Source organism: Bacillus sp. MYb56, assembly GCF_002976445.1.
Taxonomy (GTDB): Bacteria; Bacillota; Bacilli; order Bacillales; family Bacillaceae_G; genus Bacillus_A; species Bacillus_A mycoides.
Genome location: NZ_PCOH01000107.1, coordinates 1 through 2,704 on the forward strand (window position 1 = coordinate 1; position 2,704 = coordinate 2,704).

Genomic DNA, 2,704 nt, shown 5'->3' on the forward strand with positions numbered 1-2,704 from the left:
TCAAACTCTCCAATAAAGTTAGTTTGTCTAGCATCTAAAAATAAAAATTGACGTTTACGTTGTTTGTTTCGTTCAGTTTTCAAAGAACTTGTCTGTCGCTCATTTGCGACTCCCTTATGTTAACATTTTCATATTTCAATGTCAACCAAGTTTTTTTATTTCTTTTGTCGCTTTCTGCGTTGTTGCTATCGGCGACTTGTCCTATATTACACCTCTATATAATAATAGTCAACATTTCTTTTTCATTTTCTACAAAAAAAATTCCACACACTCATACCTCATCTTTATTTTACATATATATAATCAAGATACATGAAAGGAGTGCATCAATTGTTGGATCCCTCCTTATTACACATCATTAGTACTAATGCAAGAAGCCCACACTATCATAGAAACTTTCCTCTCATTCTATTTTGGAGTCAAAAAAGTGGTTGTACTTCCCTTGCTAAGTGGTTTTTTTACCAGGTTGATTTATTACAAACAGCTTTAAACTATCACCCCTTCATCCATAATTTCGAATATGAAATATACAAAAGTACACCGGCCTATAATATACGGCTAAGTGTAGCACTACGAGATAAACAAAAGGAAACTTTCAAACTGGTTCGCAATCCGTTTAGAAGAGCAGTCAGTTCTTTCGTGTCCTTAATTGCACCTCCTTATGTAGAAAATGAAGAATGGAAACCCATTCGAAAGTTTTTATATCAAAATGAAAATTCTCCTAAAGGAATCTCATTCAAACAATTTTTATACTACCTATTTACTAAAGGTGCTCATGCAAATGATATTAACGCTCACTTTACACAACAATATATAGCAGGTGAAGAAGAGTATGTAACCAATTATATATACTTAGAAAATTTCGATCAGGAAATGAAAGAATTAGAAAAACGTTTCGAATTAAAACCTGCACCGATAAATGAGTTTTCAACATCATGGCATCATCAAACCCCTGCCATGATTTATAAAGGGAATTTCAGCGATGCCGATATTACTGATCCTTTATTCCCTCGTCACCCGACTTTTGAAAGCTTTTATGATGATGAATGTATACAGCTCGTCAAAACAATATTTCAAAAAGATTTCGATACATATAGATATAACAAAGAATATCCCTACTAATTTAAGTCCATTATCTTCGCTAAATATAAAAAGATACCTTATACATATATATGAGGTATCTTTTTAACATTTAAACTATATAAAACGTACAATTTAACAGTCCCTACTATCCATTTTATTACCCTTTAATAGATTACGTAACTTTTGCTTATCCGCCCATCCTACTCCAATTAAAACTAGACTCCCTCCCATTATTATCTTCCATGTCAGAGATTCATTTAATAGGATAATTGAAGTAATGATACTTATTAACGGCAATCCATTTAAGTACAGTCCACTTATTGATGCTGAGACCGTCTCTAGCGCTTTATTCCAGAACCAATATGCTAAAATTGTTGCCCCGATAACAAGGTATACTACACTAAATCCAATCTTCCATGTTTCGATTTTTGGGAAACCGTAGTAAAAAATTTCTATCATTGCAAATGGCAACACAATAGCTGCACCTATCATTAGTGTTACTGTTGTGAAAACTTTATTAGATAAACGTCGTTCTTGTTTTGGCCGTTTTAACAAAACTGTGTAGAACGCAAATAAAAAGGTACTTAATAAAATAAGTATATCTCCTATTAAAGACACCTCTTGATTAGTATCGCTAGATGGAATTGTAATAAAGAGCACTCCTATAGCGCCCAACATAATTCCGATCCAATAATCCATCTGAATTTTCTCTTTCAGAAAGAACGCTGAAAAAAGAATTGTAACTAATGGCAATGCAGCATCAATAATACTAACATGTAATCCACTTGTTAAAGAAATACCATAGGATGTGAACATAAAGTACCCAGCTACACCAGTAAAAGACAGTAAACTCATTCTTTTCCACGGAATATGTTTATGTATAACTGCTTTTTGTAGTTCGTTAAATGAGAAAAACATACAAATTCCACCCGCAAAGAAAAGACGAATAAATAACAAAGTAAACGGTTGAATGGATTCTAATGCCCATTTCGTTGGTGCAATGGCTGTCCCCCATAATATAACAGCTACTAATAACATGCATATTTCTTTCATAATCCCCCACACCCATCAAAAAATATATGTTAGCTACCTTAATTATAGATTTTTTCTTATGTAAAATCCCTTAAAAATACAAAAAGGTTATGTGAAAAAGAACTGGACAGCTATTTTTCACATAACCTTTTCATATAAGATCAAAAACATTATTGTTCATTCGACAACTAAATTAACATAAAAAGGTAATCCTTACCTTCAATTTATATTTAAACGTATTACTTTATCATCCAAATTTTATTTTATACCATTTCTATTTCATTATTTTTTCGTCTTTAGGATTATTAAATTTATGGATTTTAACCTTCGGTAAATAAAAATAAACACAAAAAAACCTAAGTCGAAACGACTTAGGTTTTTGCTTGGCGACGTCCTACTCTCACAGGGACAAGGTCCCAACTACCATCGGCGCTAGAGAGCTTAACTTCCGTGTTCGGTATGGGAACGGGTGTGACCTCTCTGCCATCATCACCAAACTATGAAGGTATATTCCTTCAAAACTAGATAACATTTGCTTCATATTATATGGTTAAGTCCTCGATCTATTAGTATTCGTCAGCTCCACATG

General features: G+C 32.8%; 2 protein-coding genes and 1 rRNA gene. 1 reads left to right on the forward strand and 2 read right to left on the reverse strand.

The window, feature by feature from the left end; translation table 11 throughout:
• The first annotated feature begins 330 nt into the window (after window positions 1–330).
• Window positions 331–1,122, forward strand: a complete 792-nt coding sequence (locus CQ058_RS31120) for a sulfotransferase family 2 domain-containing protein (RefSeq protein WP_002191765.1) — start codon at window positions 331–333, stop codon at window positions 1,120–1,122.
• Between the two features lie 93 nt (window positions 1,123–1,215).
• Here the strand turns inward: CQ058_RS31120 and CQ058_RS31125 are convergent, their stop codons facing one another.
• Together CQ058_RS31125 and rrf are read right to left on the reverse strand one after the other, a co-directional pair.
• Window positions 1,216–2,136 (reverse strand): DMT family transporter, encoded by a 921-nt coding sequence (locus tag CQ058_RS31125; protein WP_002140184.1) that lies wholly within the window; start codon window positions 2,134–2,136, stop codon window positions 1,216–1,218.
• A gap of 360 nt (window positions 2,137–2,496) precedes the next feature.
• Window positions 2,497–2,612 (reverse strand): 5S ribosomal RNA (gene rrf, locus CQ058_RS31130).
• Window positions 2,613–2,704 lie beyond the last annotated feature (92 nt).

Coding starts and splice junctions, on each gene's coding strand:
- CQ058_RS31125 (WP_002140184.1), bottom strand. CDS start 2,136: ATGAAAGAAATATGCATGTTATTAGTAGCTGTTATATTATGGGGGACA.